General features: G+C 33.9%; 18 protein-coding genes. 3 read left to right on the forward strand and 15 right to left on the reverse strand.

Annotated features, from left to right (window positions below; genetic code table 11):
- Positions 1-76: 76 nt before the first annotated feature.
- The 3 genes from DWV06_RS10375 to DWV06_RS10385 all read left to right on the forward strand — a co-directional run bounded on the left by DWV06_RS10375 (position 77) and on the right by DWV06_RS10385 (position 3,003).
- Positions 77-1,438: an MATE family efflux transporter gene (locus tag DWV06_RS10375; protein WP_115482118.1), complete on the forward strand. Its 1,362-nt coding sequence runs from the start codon at positions 77-79 to the stop codon at positions 1,436-1,438.
- A 142-nt stretch (positions 1,439-1,580) separates the two neighbouring features.
- Positions 1,581-2,090, forward strand: coding sequence for a flavin reductase (locus DWV06_RS10380; protein WP_115482119.1), 510 nt, complete (start codon positions 1,581-1,583; stop codon positions 2,088-2,090).
- Positions 2,091-2,112: 22 nt separating this feature from the next.
- On the forward strand, positions 2,113-3,003 hold the full coding sequence (locus DWV06_RS10385; RefSeq protein ID WP_115482120.1) for an RluA family pseudouridine synthase: 891 nt from the start codon (positions 2,113-2,115) through the stop codon (positions 3,001-3,003).
- On the opposite strand, the gene DWV06_RS10390 is transcribed toward DWV06_RS10385, so the two are convergent.
- From DWV06_RS10390 to acpP, 15 genes are all read right to left on the reverse strand, one after another.
- Positions 2,984-3,484, reverse strand: a complete 501-nt coding sequence (locus DWV06_RS10390) for a heme-degrading domain-containing protein (RefSeq protein ID WP_115482121.1) — start codon at positions 3,482-3,484, stop codon at positions 2,984-2,986. The genes DWV06_RS10385 and DWV06_RS10390 overlap by 20 nt on opposite strands.
- A 14-nt stretch (positions 3,485-3,498) precedes the next feature.
- On the reverse strand, positions 3,499-4,503 hold the full coding sequence (gene trpS / locus DWV06_RS10395) for a tryptophan--tRNA ligase (protein WP_115482122.1): 1,005 nt from the start codon (positions 4,501-4,503) through the stop codon (positions 3,499-3,501).
- A 49-nt stretch (positions 4,504-4,552) separates the two neighbouring features.
- Entirely contained in the window at positions 4,553-5,113 is a 561-nt protein-coding gene (locus DWV06_RS10400; RefSeq protein ID WP_115482123.1) for a DUF5662 family protein, read from the reverse strand.
- 45 nt (positions 5,114-5,158) lie between these two features.
- Positions 5,159-5,875, reverse strand: coding sequence for a TraX family protein (locus DWV06_RS10405; RefSeq protein ID WP_115482124.1), 717 nt, complete (start codon positions 5,873-5,875; stop codon positions 5,159-5,161).
- A gap of 1 nt (position 5,876) precedes the next feature.
- Complete coding sequence (locus DWV06_RS10410; protein ID WP_115482125.1) at positions 5,877-7,745, reverse strand: alpha-amylase family glycosyl hydrolase; 1,869 nt, start codon at positions 7,743-7,745, stop codon at positions 5,877-5,879.
- Between the two features lie 157 nt (positions 7,746-7,902).
- Positions 7,903-8,964: an NAD(P)H-dependent flavin oxidoreductase gene (locus tag DWV06_RS10415; RefSeq protein WP_115482126.1), complete on the reverse strand. Its 1,062-nt coding sequence runs from the start codon at positions 8,962-8,964 to the stop codon at positions 7,903-7,905.
- 1 nt (position 8,965) lies between these two features.
- On the reverse strand, positions 8,966-10,702 hold the full coding sequence (locus DWV06_RS10420) for an acetyl-CoA carboxylase carboxyltransferase subunit alpha (protein WP_331463314.1): 1,737 nt from the start codon (positions 10,700-10,702) through the stop codon (positions 8,966-8,968).
- A gap of 34 nt (positions 10,703-10,736) precedes the next feature.
- Positions 10,737-12,077 carry an acetyl-CoA carboxylase biotin carboxylase subunit gene (locus tag DWV06_RS10425; RefSeq protein ID WP_115482127.1) on the reverse strand — a complete coding sequence of 447 codons (1,341 nt, stop codon included), beginning with the start codon at positions 12,075-12,077 and terminating at the stop codon, positions 10,737-10,739.
- 21 nt (positions 12,078-12,098) lie between these two features.
- On the reverse strand, positions 12,099-12,530 hold the full coding sequence (gene fabZ, locus DWV06_RS10430) for a 3-hydroxyacyl-ACP dehydratase FabZ (protein ID WP_115482128.1): 432 nt from the start codon (positions 12,528-12,530) through the stop codon (positions 12,099-12,101).
- 11 nt (positions 12,531-12,541) lie between these two features.
- The gene (gene accB / locus DWV06_RS10435; RefSeq protein WP_115482129.1) at positions 12,542-13,009 is read right to left on the reverse strand and encodes an acetyl-CoA carboxylase biotin carboxyl carrier protein; all 468 of its coding nucleotides are present in this window, start codon (positions 13,007-13,009) and stop codon (positions 12,542-12,544) included.
- A gap of 18 nt (positions 13,010-13,027) precedes the next feature.
- Entirely contained in the window at positions 13,028-14,263 is a 1,236-nt protein-coding gene (fabF, locus tag DWV06_RS10440) for a beta-ketoacyl-ACP synthase II (RefSeq protein WP_115482130.1), read from the reverse strand.
- Positions 14,264-14,278: 15 nt separating this feature from the next.
- A complete protein-coding gene (fabG, locus tag DWV06_RS10445; RefSeq protein ID WP_115482131.1) occupies positions 14,279-15,019 on the reverse strand; it encodes a 3-oxoacyl-[acyl-carrier-protein] reductase in 741 nt (246 codons plus the stop codon).
- 23 nt (positions 15,020-15,042) lie between these two features.
- The gene (fabD, locus tag DWV06_RS10450) at positions 15,043-15,969 is read right to left on the reverse strand and encodes an ACP S-malonyltransferase (protein ID WP_115482132.1); all 927 of its coding nucleotides are present in this window, start codon (positions 15,967-15,969) and stop codon (positions 15,043-15,045) included.
- A 28-nt stretch (positions 15,970-15,997) separates the two neighbouring features.
- Positions 15,998-16,921 (reverse strand): enoyl-[acyl-carrier-protein] reductase FabK, encoded by a 924-nt coding sequence (gene fabK / locus DWV06_RS10455; RefSeq protein WP_115482133.1) that lies wholly within the window; start codon positions 16,919-16,921, stop codon positions 15,998-16,000.
- Positions 16,922-16,934: 13 nt separating this feature from the next.
- Complete coding sequence (acpP, locus tag DWV06_RS10460) at positions 16,935-17,168, reverse strand: acyl carrier protein (protein WP_115482134.1); 234 nt, start codon at positions 17,166-17,168, stop codon at positions 16,935-16,937.
- Between the last annotated feature and the right edge of the window lie 145 nt (positions 17,169-17,313).

A 17,313-nucleotide genomic window follows, 5' to 3' on the forward strand; every position in this document is an offset into this window, starting at 1 on the left:
TTTTAGAATATATCTTGCAATCTATTTCCATATCTACTAAACTATTTTTATTCTTATGAAATTAGGAGACTCTAAAATGACAGATCAAAACACGAAACAAGATAATAAAATGGGAATTTTCCCAATACCAAAATTACTTTTGAGTGTTTCTATGCCTATTGTTCTATCCATGTTAATTCAAGCACTTTATAATATATTCGATAGTGCCTTTGTTGCTCGTATCGGCCCCAAGGCTTTAGCAGCTGTTTCATTAACTTTTCCAATTCAAATGCTTATGATATCTGTTTCAGTTGGAACCGGAATTGGAATCAATGCATTATTATCCAGAAGTCTTGGTGCAGGCAATACAAAAGCTGTTAATTTGGCAGCAGGTAACGGAATTTTTTTGAATATGATCAATTATTTGTTATTTTTAATTATAGGTATTACTTGTTCAACTATCTATTTCAAAATGCAGGTTAATGATCCTGCCATTATTTCTTATGGAAAACAATACATGTTAATATGCACTACTTTTTCTTTCAGTATTTTTTTACAAGTAACTTTTGAACGTTTATTGCAAGCCACCGGAAAAACAATATACTCTATGATTTCACAGGGTACAGGAGCAATTGTTAATATAATATTGGATCCGATTCTTATTTTTGGTTTATTTGGATTCCCTAGACTTGAAGTGACTGGAGCAGCAATTGCGACATTGATTGGACAAACTTTTGGAATGTTGATGAGTTTCCTTTTTAACATTACTAAAAATAAAGAAATTAATCTCTCTTATAAAATATTTAAAATAGATATTTCTACTATATTTACAATTTATTCGGTAGGATTTCCTGCTATCATTATGCAGTCTCTTACTTCGCTTATGACTTTGGGACTAAATTATATTTTACTTATGTTTTCAACTACTGCAGTCTCTGTTTTTGGTATTTATTATAAACTACAGAATTTTATTTTTATGCCTATCTACGGATTAACAACCGGAATGATTCCAATCATTGCATATAATTATGGTGCTCAAAATAAAAAACGAATATTAGATACTCTAAAATTAAGTACTTATATTTCTGTTGGGATCATGTCTTTCGGTCTTATATTTTTTCAATTAATTCCGTCAAAATTATTATCAATTTTTAATGCATCCTCTAAAATGCTTAATATAGGAATTCCAGCTCTTCGTATCATTAGCTTAAGTTTTATTTTTGCAGGTATATGTTTGACCATATCAGCTTCTTTTCAGGCATTAGGCAATGGTCTTTACAGTCTTCTCGTATCAATTGTACGACAAATCCTGTTCCTTCTACCGGCTTCATTTTTATTTGCCAGTTTTTTGGGGCTAGAATCTCTATGGTTTGCATTTCCAATCTCCGAAATAGCTGCACTAATTTTTGCAATGTATCTTTTTAAAAGAATTTTTAGGAAACGATTAAAAAATTTATAAAAGATTTTAAGCAAAAAAGCTGATTAATTCATAAAATATTTAGGAAGAACTTAAAAATATCTGCTAAAGTTGTATATCTTGTATTTTATTTTAAATACTATTATAATGATTTTAATTTAAATATTTTATATAGGAGGTTATTATGTCAAATTTTAAGGAAATAAAACCAGAAGAACTTCAATCTAATCCATTTGAGATTATTGGAAAAGAATGGATGCTTGTGACTGCACAAAGTGGAGATAAAATAAATACAATGACTGCCTCATGGGGCGGTGTCGGTGTAATGTGGGGGAAAAATGTAGTTTTTGTTGTAATCCGTCCTCAGCGTTTTACGAAAGAAATTGTAGACTCTGCAGAAACCTTATCGCTTTCCTTTTTTGGTAATGCATATCGAGAAAAACTAAATTATCTTGGTACTGTATCCGGTCGCGATGAAAATAAAATAAAGAATTCTGATTTAACTGTAGCTACTATGGATTCTACTCCTTACTTTGAAGAAGCTCATACAGTTATAATTGGAAAAAAATTATTTGCTCAGCAATATGATTCTCAAGCTTTTCTTGATAAATCATTAGAAAAACAATGGTATCCGGATAACGATTATCATATCATGTATATTTGCGAAATTGAAAAACTTTTAGTAACTGCATAATAATAAAACAGGATGGAGCATTATGGAACGTATTCTTCAATATGAAATTACAAATGAATATGATGGTATCAGCATCAATGATTTTTTACTACAACATGGTTATTCTAGAAAATTGATAACTACTTTAAAGAAAACAGAATTTTCTATTATAGTTAATGGCAAATGGACCTATACAAAAGAACGTCTTCACCAAGGTGAACTTTTAAGAGTATCGATTATTGAAGAGCATAATTCTCAAAATATCATTCCCATCTCTATGCCTTTGGATATTTTTTATGAAGATGAAGATATTTTAGTTGTGAATAAACCATCTAACACTCCAATTCATCCTTCTCAAAATAATTACGAAAATACATTAGCAAATGGGATAATGTATCATTTTAAAGAACAAGGATTGTCTTGTCTTTTTCGATGTATAAATCGTTTGGATCGTGATACGACCGGATTAACAATTATAGCAAAAAATATGCTTAGCAGTTGCATTTTATCCAATATGATGAAAAAACGTGAAATCCATCGTGAATATTTAGCGGTCGTAAATGGACTAATTCCCGCATATGGAACAATAACAGCACCTATTGCACGAACATTCGGTTCAACAATCGAAAGGTGTATCAACTTTGAAAGAGGTGAACCTGCTATCACCCATTTTCGCCGGCTATCTTATAAAAATGGATACGCCCTTGTTTCTATTAAATTAGAAACAGGGCGCACCCATCAAATACGTGTACATATGAAACATATTGGTCATCCATTACCAGGCGATTTTATTTATAATCCTGACGACACTACGATAGGCAGACAAGCTCTTCATTCTCATAAACTTTCTTTCAAGCATCCAATTACCAAAGAATCTTTGAATTTTTTTGCACCACTGCCTTCAGATATGAAAACTATAGCATTCCAGCTTTAATTCTGGCTACTTCATCAACATGCAGGTATTTACTAATACACTTAATCAGTAAATCATGATCTGAAACATGATCTAATCCGGAAACTGTAATCGTTCCAATAACACCTACTTCTTCTATACGTAGCGGGAATCCACCACCACAGGCAGCATATTCTTTTGGATCTAAGCCCATATCTTCTAATACTTCACCATTCTTCTGAAGATTACTATAAACTAAAAGACTGCTTTGTTCTGTCATTTTGACTGTGTTATGTTTTTTTTGTACCCAATTATCATTATTCAGACATCTTCCTGTTGCAAAATACTGAAATGGAATTAATCCATTGTTTAAACGAATGCTGACAGCAACGGAAAGTCCTCTCTTTTTGGATTCAGTAACAATAAGACTACCCAGTTCCCAAGCATCATCATTCGTAAAATGGGTAAATTGTAAAATTTCTTCTTGCATTTCCAACACTTTGATAACTTCTTCAATTGTCATAATAATAACCTCCTTTATCTGGCTCTATCTGGAAATCCAACTTTTCTTTGCACTTTACGTAATGTTTTTATTGCATAATGATTTGCTTTCTCTGCATTTGATTTTATAATTCCATCTATATAACTTTTTTCACTACATAATTCATTAAAACGTTCTTGAACCGGTTTTAATCTAGATACCACAGTCTCTCCTACTGCTGCTTTCAAATCCCCATATCCTTTTCCCTCAAAATCTTTTACAGCTTCTTCAGGTGTTTTTTTTGTACATCCACAATAGATATCAATTAGATTTTTTATTCCTGGTTGTTCATCACGATAAGCGATATTTGCTTCGGAATCTGTCACTGCACGTTTAAATTTTCTAATGATAGTATCAACATCATCCATTAAATATACACTTGCATTGACATTTTCATCGGATTTGGACATTTTCTTAGTTGGTTCCTGTAAACTCATTACTTTGGCACCACTTTTTCCTATATAAGCTTCCGGTATTGTAAAAACATCACCATAGATTCCATTAAACCTCTGAGCTATATCTCTTGTAATCTCTAAATGCTGTATCTGATCAATTCCTACCGGAACTACATCTGTCTGAAATAATAAGATATCCGCAGCCATAAGTACCGGATATGTAAATAATCCAGCATTGATATTATCTGCATGCTTTTTGGATTTATCTTTATATTGAGTCATACGGCTTAATTCGCCCATATACGTATAACAATTTAAGATCCACGCTAATTCTGAATGCCCTGATACATGCGATTGATAATAAATGCAGTTTTTTTCAGGATCTAATCCTGCAGCAATATATAAAGTCAATAAATTTCTTGCTCTTTTTCTAAGTTCTGACGGCTCCTGTCTTACCGTAATAGAATGTAAATCTACTACACTATAAAAACATTCATATTCATCACTTAAAGTGACCCAGTTTTGCAAAGCACCTAGATAATTCCCTAATGTCAAAGTTCCTGTTGCCTGCATGCCACTAAATAAAATTTTCTTATCATTTATCATTCCAATATTTCCTCCCAATTTGCAATTACAAACTGTTTTCAGTTTATCACTATAAATCAGGTAAGTCAACGTGAGTCGTTTTCTTGCCTAATAGTTCTTTTCTTATAAAACTGTAAAGTGCGTCTTCTCCTTCGTTTGCTAATTTATTTAGTAAAAACTCAAGAATGGTTCTTGTTTCATCATGAATCATCGTCTTATCTTTTCCACCTTTATAATATTCCAGTGGAGATGCATCTGTATACTCTTCTTTTTTATACACTTTAGATGCCGCTATACGATCCATTAACATTTCAATTACATATTTGTTTGGCATCTTCATGCCAGTCATCCCTGTTTTAGGAGTCATACCATAATCAATCCAATATTCAAAATGATGTTTGTTACGCCCTTTATGATGTAGCCAAGAAGAGGAATATCCCTTTTCTTCACGTTCGGCATTGTTTGGACTTCTTGTCCCTTGATAATATTTACATCCTACCAAAAATTCGGTTGGAGAAAATTTAGACAAATCGTGAGTTATTCCTTGCCAATATAATCCAACTTTAAAACAGCCCTTCATTACTAACCATTTGTGATACATTACTGTATTTAAATGCTTCCATGCTTTCATTCTATCACTCTCTATACTTTCTATTTTCTTATATTCTATTTAAATTTATATCAATAATATAATTCCATATATTAATAGTAAATGAATTGGATAAAACAAATAAAAACTCCATTTCATTCTAAACCCTCGTTCACCATTATACAGCTCAATAGGTAATAATGACAAGATTGCATAATCCTGAATAAAAAATTCAAAAATCAAATTTGTCTCCCAAAGGTAAGAAAACTGAAACAAACGAATTAGTATTATAGAATTTACAACAAAAAATGCAATGATCCTTTTAATACTATTATCTTTAAATAAATAAAATATAATAATTAAAAGTACGCCTGCCCCTCCATAATCTGTACCAAAAGCTCCGGCTGCAAAAATTAAACTAACAACTCCTAATACTTTAACAACCAACTGTATATTTTCTTTTATAATAATTAAACATAATAAACCCAAAAGTAATGTAAAAAATACGTTTTGCTGTTCCCAATAAAATACTTTTCTATGAAAAGCTAAATCATAAGGAATCTCTGAAATAAGAGCAAACATTAATAATCGCAAGCTATATTTTTTTACATTCTTAGTATGAACAAAACCTTCTGTTATTAAATAGCAAAATATAGGAAAAGCGATTCGACCAACATAACGCATCCAAACTTGCTGTGGAAATACTGTATATCCCAGATGATCAATCAGCATTGTAACAATGGCAATTATTTTAAGCCAAAATCCTGATAAACATCCCTCTTTCGTTTCTATTTTTTGAATCATATTATTTACCTATTAATACAACGATAGTCCTTGCAGAAACTCTCAAAAACTTTTGCTGTTCTAATAATGGCTCCTCTCCTTCATGATAGATTCCATCCTCTTGTGTCTGGCTTGAATCAATAGCAATATACCATTTCATATTACTTGGGAGATTCGGTAGATCAAATTTCATTTCGGTCCAATACAAATTATATGCTACATAGAAGAAATTATCTTCACTTCCATCTTCCTTTTTCACATATTGACCACAATACATAATTCCAAAATGCCGCTTATAATAAGTCATATCCGGATACCACGCTTTAGAACCATGATATGAAATATCGGGATAACCACAAGATTTGTAATCTCTTATTTTCAGCTCTTTGGCCTGATGGAAAATTGGGTGCCTCTTACGAAAAGATATCAATTTCTTTATGAATTCAAGCATTTGTGCATCAGTTTCCTGACCTTTCCAATTAATCCAACCTATTTCATTATCTTGACAATACGCATTATTATTCCCCTTTTGTGTATTACCAATTTCATCACCAGCTAACAAAAATGGTACGCCCTGACTTAAAAATAACATCAACATAGCATTTTTTCTCTGACTTAATCTTAAATTTTTAACTGCTTTTTTTCTACTCGGGCCCTCTACGCCACAATTCCAACTATAATTATAATCATTCCCATCTTTATTACTTTCACCATTTTCCTCATTGTGCTTGACATCATAAGACACTAAATCCATAAGAGTGAAACCATTATGACTTGTAATATAGTTTATAATTGCCTTATCGCTTGGATTTCTTCTAATCTTCGATGAAAAATTCTCTAATTGCTCTTCATCACTTTTTAATAACTTACGTGAAACATAGGCAAAATCTTCATTACATTCACTGATATTTCTAAATTTCTCATCACACTTTTCTATCATGATCCAATCATTTACATATGGCACAATAAGTTTTGCTTTTGTCAATAATGGATCTGATAATATGACTTGATCCGGAACAGAACCACCATAAATATGAAATCCATCTACATGATATTCTAAATGCCAAAATCGTAAACAGTCAATTATTATATTAGGATTTAATTTTTCGTCAAAGTACATTTCCATAAGTACTTCAATTCCATTTTTATGCACTTCTTTTATTAAAGTTTTAAAATCATCAATAGGATTATTTGAATTACAATAGGATGTTTTTGGTGCAAAATAATAACCAGAACCATATCCCCAAAAATTAATTTTAGATTTATCTTCTTCAAATATTTCGCTTTTAGTATATATAGGAATTTCTTCTTTTATGATTTCACAAAACTCATAAGAAGGCATTAATTCTATGACATTTATACCAAGTTCTTTGATATATGGAAGTTTTTCTAGAATTCCTTTCCATGTCCCCCGTTTTTTCACTTTTGAACTATTATGTTTCGTAAATCCCCTTGGATGCAAGCTATAGATAATACATTTATCATAAGGAATTTCAAGAGGCTTATCTCCTTCCCAATCGAATGTACTTTTATTTAATCTACATTTAATATCTTTATTTTCTTTATAAATCCCCCATTTTTCTTTTCCTATAATTTGTACCGCATAAGGATCTTGAACTACTTTTCCATTTACTTCATAATTATAATCGTACTTTTTAAATGATTTATCTAATAATAGTGTATATACATTACCCACACGAAATTGTTCAGGAATCTGAACCTTTCCAAAAGGAACTGTTTCTTGTTTATTATAAAAAAGTATGGAACAGTTCGCGTTCTTGGGCACAGATACCGCAAAATTTATTCCCTTTTCAGTCCATGTAACACCCATAGGATAAGGCTTACCTTTATTTAATTCAGTCTCTATTTCTTGTAATGGGATTGCGTTCATATACTCTATTTCCTTTCATTTATTTATTTTTCATTATAATGGATTTTTTTAGCTATGGCAACCTTGGTTTCCACAAAACAGGAACCATGTTATATAAGCCTAAATTTCTCAATTAAGTGAATCCTGCTTAAATCTGGTTCCTGCATCTTTGTCTTATTCAATTTTGAGTCAGTTCTCGAAAAATATCAGATACATGTTCTAATCTTTCTGCTCTGTATGCATTTGATCCACAAAATAATAATGCATCTTCAACATTTCCTCTTGCAGCATTGAGTAAAGCATCTGTAATACAATAAGGTATTTTGGATGGATTACATTTTTCCAGACACTGGTGACATTTACCTATCTTTCCCGGCTCTTTCTCCTTTTTTTCTAAAAAAGAATTTCTAATTGCCCGTCCTGGCATTCCAACCGGACTTTTTACTATTTGAATATCTTCTTTTTTTGATTTTATATAAGTCTCTTTGTATTTCTCATCAGCATCGCACTCATAGGTTGTAACAAATCTCGTACCCATCTGTACACCGTCCACACCTAAGTCCAAATAATGCAGCATATCTTTTCTGTCATAAATGCCTCCAGCGGCAACAACAGGTATATTTTTGTTATATTTCTGTGCATAGGATGAAGTTAATTCTACAATTTTTTTAATTTCTTCTTCATAAATTTCCTGATTCGAAAAATATTCCAGCTGGTCTACTGAAAAACCTAAATGTCCTCCTGCTTGAGGTCCTTCTATTACTACTAAATCTGGTGCATAATTATATTTTCTATCCCATAATTTCATAATAACATTTGCAGATTTAAAAGTAGATACTATTGGTGCAATTTTGGTTTTAAAGCCCTCAATATATTTGGGTAATTCTGTCGGAAGACCTGCTCCCGATATGATCAAATCTACCCCAGCTTTAGCTGCCGCTTTTACATAATCTTCGTATCTTTTGGTTGCAACCATAATATTAACGCCTACAATTCCACCGTGAGCAATTTCTTTTGCTTTATGGATATGTTTCTTAATTGCTTTTAAATTGGTCTCAATTGGATTTTCATCAAATTCAGGCTCCTGATACCCAATTTGTGCTGTAGAGATAATTCCTATTCCACCTTCAGCTGCTACTGCCCCGGCAAGTTTTGACAAGCTGATCCCTACTCCCATTCCGCCTTGTATTACTGGCACTTTTGCTACCAAATCTCCTATTATTAATGGTTTCAATTCCATTTTATATTCTCCTAAATCTATCATATCGATGGTTTACAATTTGCTCTGGTGTCATCGTGGTCAATTTTTGTAAAAAGCATCTCATTTCAAACCGGATATAATCGGAAATTACTGCTAAGTTCGCTTCGCATACCGGTTCTTTTTCTGGAATTATTTTTTCAATGATTCCAAGTCTTTTTAAATCAGCTGCTGTTATTTTCATTACATCTGCTGCTTCATCTGCTCTTTTTCCATCTTTCCACAAAATAGACGCAAACCCTTCTGGTGAAAGTACTGCATAAATAGTATTTTCCAGCATCCAGACTTCGTTTCCAACACCTAAAGCTAAGGCTCCACCACTACCGCCTTCACCTATAACTATACTTAATATAGGCACTTTAATTCCTGCCATTTCCATTAGATTTCTTGCTATTGCTTCCCCTTGACCACGTTCTTCTGCTTCTACTCCACAAAAAGCTCCCGGAGTATCAATAAAGTTAATAATTGGCCGATTAAATTTTTCTGCCTGCTTCATGAAACGTAAAGCTTTTCGATACCCTTCCGGATATGGCATTCCAAAATTTCTTAGAATATTTTCTTTTGTATTACGCCCTTTTTGCTGACCAATTACTGTTACCGGGTTGCCATCGAGCATTGCGATTCCGGCAATAATAGCTGAATCATCACGGAAAGCTCTATCACCATGTAATTCAATAAAATCTGTGAATATCTCGTTGGCATAATCTAAAGCTGTTGGTCTTGAAGCCATTCTTGCTGTCTGCACTCTTTCCCAAGCCGTAATATCGTTATCAGAATTATCTTCTTGAAATGCTCGAAACAAGCTTTTTTCAGTATTTGATATATTCCAGCTCACATTTTCATCAATCTTATGCATAACAATCAATTTATGCAGCGTATCTTTTAAATCTTCTCTCTCTACTATTTTATCAATCAGACCGTGTTCTAAAAGAAACTCAGCTCTTTGGAATCCCTCTGGTAATTTTTGACCAATTGTCTGTTCAATTACCCTTGCTCCGGCGAATCCGACAAGTGCGCCCGGCTCAGCCAAAATGATATCTCCAAGCATAGCAAAACTTGCTGTTACTCCTCCTGTAGTAGGATCTGTCAATACAGATATATATAGTAAGCCAGCATCTGAATGACGTTTCAATGCTGCAGACGTTTTTGCCATCTGCATCAAGGATACCATTCCTTCCTGCATTCTCGCTCCTCCTGAACATGTAAAAATGACAACGGGCAACCTTTCTTTCGTTGCTCTTTCTACTGCTCTGGCTATCTTTTCGCCTACCACTTGGCCCATGCTTCCCATCAAAAATCTGGCATCGCAAATTCCTATAACCACATCTTCACCATGAATCTTGGCTTTTCCTGTTGTAACAGCTTCGTCTAATTTAGTTTTTTCTTTCACGGCTTTGATTTGTTCTTCATAATTAGGAAAATCTAATGGATTCTTATTCTCTAAATCAATATCCCAGATTTCAAAAGAATTCGCATCTGCTACCATACGAATTCTACGTCTGGTATTTAATCTAAAATATTTTCCACATTTATAACAAGAGTAGTTATTGTTCTTTACGTCTTCTTTGTATAAGAGCTCTCCACATTTATCACACTTAATCCAAAGTCCCTCTGGTACTTGTGGCTGCTCTTCTTTCCCTTTACCACGTTTAAGTACTTTACCGACTTTGGAAGAATCATTTTGTGCCATCGAAATATACGTTTTCTTAAACTTTAACATTTTGTGCACTCCTATTTTCCTTAAACTAAATTAGCTATTCGAAATAATCTTGTATAAAATGAGTATTTATTTTTCCATTCCGAAAAGCTTGATGATTTAATATTTCATATTGAAAATCTAAATTGGTTTCGATTCCTTCAAATACTACTTCTCCTAATGTGCTTCTCATCTTATTTATCGCTGATGCTCTATCTTTATCATGTACAATCACTTTTGCAATCATAGAATCATAATATGGAGGGATTGTATATCCTTGAAACATAGCAGTATCAATTCTGACTCCATTTCCACCTGGTAGATGCATTTCATATATCGTTCCTGGACATGGCATAAAATTCTTATTTGGATTTTCTGCATTAATTCTACATTCAATTGAATGTCCTCTGATTATAATATCTTCCTGATTGATTTCTAATGGTTGACCTTGGGCTATATTAATTTGTTCTTTAATTAAATCCAGACCGGTAACCATTTCTGTAACAGGATGCTCTACTTGAATTCTAGTATTCATTTCCATGAAATAAAACTCACCATTTTTATCTAACAGAAATTCAATTGTTCCAGCATTTTCATATTTCACAGCCTGTGCTGCTTTTACTGCTGTTTCACCAAGTTTTTTTCTGAGTTCCGGTGTCATAACACTGGATGGAGACTCTTCGATTAATTTTTGATGTCTTCTTTGTATGGAACAATCTCTTTCGCCTAACTGAATCACCTTTCCATACTGATCTGCTAAAATTTGTACTTCTATATGCCTGGGACTTTCAATATATTTTTCAATATACATAGTATTATCTGCAAACGCATTAATTGATTCTTTCTGCGCCGTTTTGAAAGCGTTTGAAAAAACATCTTCAGAATCAGCAATTCTCATCCCTTTTCCACCGCCGCCTGATGATGCCTTTATCATAACGGGATATCCCATTTCATCTGCAATTCTCTTCCCATCTTCCACTGTATACACAGCTTCTTTGGTTCCAGGTACTACAGGTACTCCAGCTTCCATCATGGTTTTTCTGGCCTCTGATTTGTTTCCCATTTTATTAATGATTTCTGCAGATGGTCCAATGAATTTTATATTACATTTTTGACAAATCTCCACAAACTTAGCATTTTCTGATAAAAATCCAAATCCCGGATGAATCGCATCCGCTTCTGCTGCAATCGTTGCACTTACAATTCTCTCTATACTTAAATAGCTTTCATCTGCAGCTGCCGGACCAATACAAATCGCTTCATCTGCCAGCTGTGTATGAAGTGCATTTCTATCTGCTTCCGAATACACAGCAACTGTTTTGATACCAAGTTCTCTACAAGCCCGAATAATTCTTACGGCAATTTCACCGCGATTAGCAATTAGAATTTTTTGAAACATATTCTCCTCTTTTCTGCCCATCTATTGTCCTATCGCAAAAGTTAATTCTGCTTGTGTTACTAATTTTCCATCTACAAAAGCCTTTGCATTTCCTACTCCGATATGGCCTTTTGTTTTTATAATTTCACATTCCAACTGTAATACATCTCCGGGTAATACTTTGTCTCTAAATTTTGCTGAATTAATTGACCCGAAATATGCTATTTTACCTTTAAATTCTGGTTTGCTCAACATAGCTACTGCTCCGACTTGTGATAAAGCTTCTATGATTAAGACACCTGGCATTACAGGTTCTTCGGGAAAATGACCTGCAAAAAAAGGTTCATTATAAGTAACACACTTTTTTCCAACAGCGCGTTTCCCAGGTTCTAACTCCTCAATCGTATCAACTAACAAAAACGGTTGTCTATGTGGTATAATTTCCATAATTTCTTTTGTTGACATTAAAGCCATCTAATCGCCTCCTATTCAATGATGAATAAGGGTTGATTAAACTCTACCTTATCCTCATTCTGAACTAATATCTCTTTTACGACTCCATCAAATTCACATTCAATATCATTCATCAATTTCATTGCTTCAACAATTCCTAAAGTCTGACCTTTTTTAACAGTATCACCTACTTTTACATAGGGGCCGTCTTCAGGTGAAGGAGAACTATAAAACGTACCAACCAATGGACATTTTACAACATTTCCGGTAAGCTTATTTTCGTTATTATCTTGTTGTACCTGAACCGGTGCTTCCATTTGTGCTTCTACATTATGCATTTGTGCCTGTGTTACATGAACTGGCATTTGCGTTGTGGTAATCACTTTTTGCCCTTTGTCAGTTTTCATTTTTATTTTAAAATCATTTTGCTCCAATTGAAAATCTGTCAAATTGGACTTTGATACGCTTTCTATTAATCGAATAATGTTTTCAAATTCCATTTTTTGTTTTCTCCTACTCTATTCTGTATATTTCTTCAAAATAATACTTGCATTATGTCCACCAAATCCTAATGAATTAGATAAGGCGTAATTAAAAGTTTCATTTATTGGCTCACCCGGTACATAGTTTAAATCTAATTCATCATCCTTTACTTTATATCCTACTGTTGGATGTATATAACTTTCTTCCATTTCTTTTACACACGCAATAAATTCCACTGTACCAGCAGCACCTAATAAATGGCCGATCATTGATTTTGTTGAATTGATTTTAATTTGATAAGCATGTTCACCAAAAGCTTTTTTTATTGCTCTGGTTTCAAATAAATCATTATGATGTGTACCTGTACCATGTGCATTAATATAAGTAATATCTTCTTTAGAAATGCCCGCGTCATCGACTGCATTCAGCATAGCTCTGGCTGCTCCTCCTCCATCTTCTGCCGGAGAAGTAATATGATATGCATCACTTGTTGCACCATAACCAACAACTTCTGCGTAAATCTTTGCTCCACGTTTTTTGGCATGTTCCAATTCTTCTAATACAACTACACCTGCTCCTTCTCCCATTACAAATCCGTCTCTTTCCTTATCAAAAGGAATCGAACATCTCTCCAGATCTGATGATGACGATAGCGCTGTCAATGCAGTGAAGCCGCTGACGCCAATAGGTGTCACTGCCCCTTCAGTACCTCCCGCTACCATAATATCAGCATCTCCAAACTGAATCGTCCGATATGATTCACCTATAGAATGCGTACCTGTAGCACATGCAGTCACTACATTAATACTTTTTCCCTTTAACCCAAATTGAATCGATACGTTTCCGGCTGCCATATTTGAAATCATTAATGGTACAAGCAAAGGATTGACCTTACCAGGACCTCTTTCTAATAGTTTTTTATATTCACGTTCCATTGCCTGCAAACTTCCTATTCCTGAGCTTACTGCACATCCTACACGGAACGGATCTTCTTTTTCCATATCAACTTTCGCATCTGCTAATGCTTCTTTAGCTGCTGCAACTGCATACTGGCAAAATAATTCCATTCTCTTTGCAGCTTTAAAATCCATATATTCTTTTGCTTCGAAACCTTCTATTTCTGCAGCAATTTTTACTTTATAATCCGTTGTATCAAATTTTGTGATATTCTTAAAACCTAACTTCTGCTCTTTTATGCCATTCCAAAAATCTTCTACATTCAGACCAATAGGTGTAATTGCACCCATCCCTGTTACTACGACTCTTTTCATATCTTCTCTCCTGTTCTATATTGCCATTCCACCATCTATGTGAATGATTTGTCCTGTAATATAAGATGCTTGCTCTGAAGCCAAAAAGCTGACCACTTGTGCAACTTCATCCGGCTTTCCAAGTCTCTTAAATGGAATCTGTTCAACAAACATCGCAATCTGTGATTCATCATATACTGCTGTCATTTCTGTTTCAATAAATCCCGGTGCAACTGCATTCACATTAATACCTCTGGAAGCCAATTCTCTTGCCATTGTTTTCGTCAGCCCAATGACTCCTGCTTTTGATGCTGAATAATTTGCCTGCCCAATATTTCCAAGAACCCCTGATACAGAAGTAATATTAATGATTTTACCAGCCCTTTGTTTTAGCATTTGTCTTGAAACATGTTTAATGGTATTAAAAGTTCCTTTTAAATTTATGTCAATAACTTGGTCAAAGTCTTCTTCTTTCATCTTTACAATTAAGTTATCTTTTGTTATTCCAGCACTATTTACCAGAATATCAACTCTTCCAAACTTAGCAATTACCTCTTTCACCATGATTTCTACTGCCTGAAAGTCACTTACATTACATTGGTAGCTAATTGCTTCTCCCCCATTATTTGTGATTTTTTCCACTACTTCTTCTGCTTTATCTTTTGAACCATTATAATTTACTACAACTTTAGCGCCTTGTTGTGCCAATGTAAGCGCAATTTCTCTTCCTAATCCTCTACTTGCTCCTGTTATAAGAGCTACTTTTCCCTGAAACATTTTTCTCTCCTTTCTGATTTTCTCTATTCTGCTTTTAGTAATTCAACGACATGATCTAAATCCTCATATTTGTCTATATTATATACCTTTACATTTCGATTGATCTTGCGGAGGAATCCCGTTAAAGTTTTTCCCGGCCCTATTTCAATAAAGGTATCAATGCCTTCCTTAATCATTTTTTCTATGCTTTGCTGCCAACAAACTGATGAAGAAACCTGCTTTTTCAATAATTCTTTTACCTCTTCTTTTTGTGTAACATATTCTGCTGTTACATTAGATACATAAGGTGTTTTAAAATCTAATATATGAATATCTTTTAAAACTTCACCCAGCTGTTCTCCTGCTTCTTTTAACATTGCAGAATGAAATGGTCCGCTTACATTTAAAAGAATGGTCCTTTTCGCTCCGGCTTCTTTCAATTTATCATTGGCATCTTTTACTGCATTTTCTTCTCCGGTAATTACAATTTGACCGGGACAATTATAATTTGCAATGGATACAATTCCATTCACTTGCTTACAAATCTCTTCTATTTTTTCTGCTTCTAGACCTAAAACTGCAGACATGGCACCTCCAACAGGAACTGCTTCCTGCATAAAGATTCCTCTTTTTCTGACTACTCTAAATACATCTTCATAGGAAAGCACTTGAGATGCTGCTAAGGCGGCGTATTCACCTAGACTTAATCCTGCATTTACATCTGAATGGATTCCTTTTGATTCTAGTGCTTTTAAAATTGCAACTTCGGTTGTAAGCATTGCAATTTGCGTATATTCAGTAATATCTAAATGCTTATTTTCTTCAAAGCAAAGCTTTGCTATATCAATTCCTACTGTTTTCCCAGCCAGATCATATACTTCTTTACTTACTTTCTCATTCTCATAAAAATCTTTACCCATACCAATATATTGGGCTCCCTGACCAGGAAAAATAAATGCAATTTTACTCATAGTGCTCTCCTTATTTCATAATTCTAATTCATTTACTTCGTAACTGTTCTGCTTCTTTCATTATTTGTTCTATTATCTCTTTGCATGACTGCCTTTTGGATATCAAGCCCGCAATCTGTCCTGCCATAATTGATCCTTCTTTCATATCTCCATCCATTACAGCCTTTCTCAAAGATCCTAAAGTTAGATACTCAAGTTCTTCAAGTGATGCACCTTGCTTTTCTAGCTTAAGATATTCTCGGGTCATTTGATTTCGAATTGACCTTACCGGATGGCCTGTAGATAAACCGGTGACTTCCGAATCAATATCTCGTGCTTTCATGATTTTATCTTTATAATTATCATGAACAATAGATTCATTTGCAACTACAAAACCGGTTCCCATTTGAACTGCTTGAGCTCCTAGCATCATAGCCGCCATAAAACCTCTTCCATCAGCGATTCCACCAGCTGCAATCACAGGTATCTCTACTGCATCTGCTACTTGAGGTACTAAAGTCATCGTTGTCTGTTGACCAATATGACCGCCTGCTTCTGTTCCTTCTGCTATAATTGCATCTGCACCATGACGTTCCATACGTTTTGCCATAGCCACAGAAGCTACTACAGGTATTACTTTAATTCCTGCATTCTTCCACATTTCCAGAAATTTTTCCGGATTCCCTGCCCCTGTTGTAACAGCAGATACTTTTTCTTCTGTTACTACCTGAGCAACTTCCTTTGCAAACGGACTCATTAGCATAATATTAACACCAAAAGGTTTATCCGTAAGTTCTCTTACTTTATAGATTTCTTGACGAATCACATCTGCTGGTGCACTGGCAGCTCCCAACACTCCAAAACCACCTGCATTAGAAACTGCTGCAGCTAAATTATGTTCAGCTACCCATGCCATTCCACCTTGAATTATTGGATACTTAATTTTTAAAAGTTGCGTGATTCTCGTTTCCATTCAATCCACCGTTTTACTCTTCTACACCTTTAGATTTTAAATATTCAACAACTGCTTCTACTGTCGTAAGTTCCTGTAACTCTTCTGAAGGAATCTCTACAGAATATTCATCTTCTAACGCCATAACTAATTCAAACAAGTCTAAAGAATCTGCTCCTAAATCTTCTTTGAAATTTGTAGTTAATTTGATTTCAGATGTCTCCACATTTAATTGTTCTGCGATAATTTCTTTCATTCTTTCTAACATAATTGTTTCTCCCTTTTCTAAAAAATTTGTCATTTAATTTGAATTGCAAATAGTTTGATACTCAAAGTATATTATTATATCCTTATTTTGTCAACCTGATTTTGAAATAAGAGTTCGACAAAAAATAAAGGGGCTGTGAAAAAAC

This window comes from Anaerosacchariphilus polymeriproducens (assembly GCF_003363435.1).
Lineage (GTDB): Bacteria > Bacillota > Clostridia > Lachnospirales > Lachnospiraceae > Anaerosacchariphilus > Anaerosacchariphilus polymeriproducens.

Coding starts and splice junctions, on each gene's coding strand:
- DWV06_RS10405 (WP_115482124.1), bottom strand. CDS start 5,875: ATGATTCAAAAAATAGAAACGAAAGAGGGATGTTTATCAGGATTTTGG.
- fabG (WP_115482131.1), bottom strand. CDS start 15,019: ATGTTTCAGGGAAAAGTAGCTCTTATAACAGGAGCAAGTAGAGGATTA.
- trpS (WP_115482122.1), bottom strand. CDS start 4,503: ATGATAAATGATAAGAAAATTTTATTTAGTGGCATGCAGGCAACAGGA.
- fabK (WP_115482133.1), bottom strand. CDS start 16,921: ATGGAAACGAGAATCACGCAACTTTTAAAAATTAAGTATCCAATAATT.
- DWV06_RS10420 (WP_331463314.1), bottom strand. CDS start 10,702: ATGTTAAAGTTTAAGAAAACGTATATTTCGATGGCACAAAATGATTCT.
- DWV06_RS10390 (WP_115482121.1), bottom strand. CDS start 3,484: ATGACAATTGAAGAAGTTATCAAAGTGTTGGAAATGCAAGAAGAAATT.
- fabZ (WP_115482128.1), bottom strand. CDS start 12,530: ATGGCTTTAATGTCAACAAAAGAAATTATGGAAATTATACCACATAGA.
- DWV06_RS10415 (WP_115482126.1), bottom strand. CDS start 8,964: ATGGAATTGAAACCATTAATAATAGGAGATTTGGTAGCAAAAGTGCCA.
- DWV06_RS10380 (WP_115482119.1), top strand. CDS start 1,581: ATGTCAAATTTTAAGGAAATAAAACCAGAAGAACTTCAATCTAATCCA.
- accB (WP_115482129.1), bottom strand. CDS start 13,009: ATGGAATTTGAAAACATTATTCGATTAATAGAAAGCGTATCAAAGTCC.
- DWV06_RS10375 (WP_115482118.1), top strand. CDS start 77: ATGACAGATCAAAACACGAAACAAGATAATAAAATGGGAATTTTCCCA.
- DWV06_RS10425 (WP_115482127.1), bottom strand. CDS start 12,077: ATGTTTCAAAAAATTCTAATTGCTAATCGCGGTGAAATTGCCGTAAGA.
- fabD (WP_115482132.1), bottom strand. CDS start 15,969: ATGAGTAAAATTGCATTTATTTTTCCTGGTCAGGGAGCCCAATATATT.
- fabF (WP_115482130.1), bottom strand. CDS start 14,263: ATGAAAAGAGTCGTAGTAACAGGGATGGGTGCAATTACACCTATTGGT.
- DWV06_RS10385 (WP_115482120.1), top strand. CDS start 2,113: ATGGAACGTATTCTTCAATATGAAATTACAAATGAATATGATGGTATC.
- acpP (WP_115482134.1), bottom strand. CDS start 17,168: ATGTTAGAAAGAATGAAAGAAATTATCGCAGAACAATTAAATGTGGAG.
- DWV06_RS10410 (WP_115482125.1), bottom strand. CDS start 7,745: ATGAACGCAATCCCATTACAAGAAATAGAGACTGAATTAAATAAAGGT.
- DWV06_RS10400 (WP_115482123.1), bottom strand. CDS start 5,113: ATGAAAGCATGGAAGCATTTAAATACAGTAATGTATCACAAATGGTTA.